This window comes from Streptomyces sp. DH24 (assembly GCF_029813775.1).
Classification (GTDB): domain Bacteria; phylum Actinomycetota; class Actinomycetes; order Streptomycetales; family Streptomycetaceae; genus Streptomyces.
Map to the genome: position 1 here is coordinate 1 of NZ_JARVKW010000130.1, position 424 is coordinate 424.

The 424-nt window shown below is 44.3% G+C and carries 1 protein-coding gene and 1 pseudogene; one reads left to right on the top strand and one right to left on the bottom strand.

The annotated features are described in order from the left end of the window. Window positions 1–193 (top strand): IS1 family transposase (locus tag QC282_RS32160; protein ID WP_000718190.1); only part of this gene is annotated, 193 nt, incomplete at its 5' end. A gap of 15 nt (window positions 194–208) precedes the next feature. Here the strand turns inward: QC282_RS32160 and QC282_RS32165 are convergent. Next, window positions 209–424, bottom strand: a pseudogene (locus QC282_RS32165) (hypothetical protein); the annotation flags it as partial.

Below are 424 nucleotides of genomic sequence, written 5' to 3' on the forward strand. Positions count from 1 at the left end.
GCTGTATGAATCCCGCCTGAAGGGAAAGCTGCACGTAATCAGCAAGCGATATACGCAGCGAATTGAGCGGCATAACCTGAATCTGAGGCAGCACCTGGCACGGCTGGGACGGAAGTCGCTGTCGTTCTCAAAATCGGTGGAGCTGCATGACAAAGTCATCGGGCATTATCTGAACATAAAACACTATCAATAAGTTGGAGTCATTACCTACAACCTGATGATCGGAACCAGTTGCAAATGATTCTGCCATGATAGCTTTACTGCTTTCAAACCACGCTGAAGCACTCCTGGCGTTTACACTACAATATATGGTGAGACTATCACCATTAATACGAAGTCCTCTTTGAATGTGGTAGTCGTCCTGATCGTAGTAACCGAGAGAGAAGAAATCATTTCCGTTTTTATTTTTAATTACAATATCGAG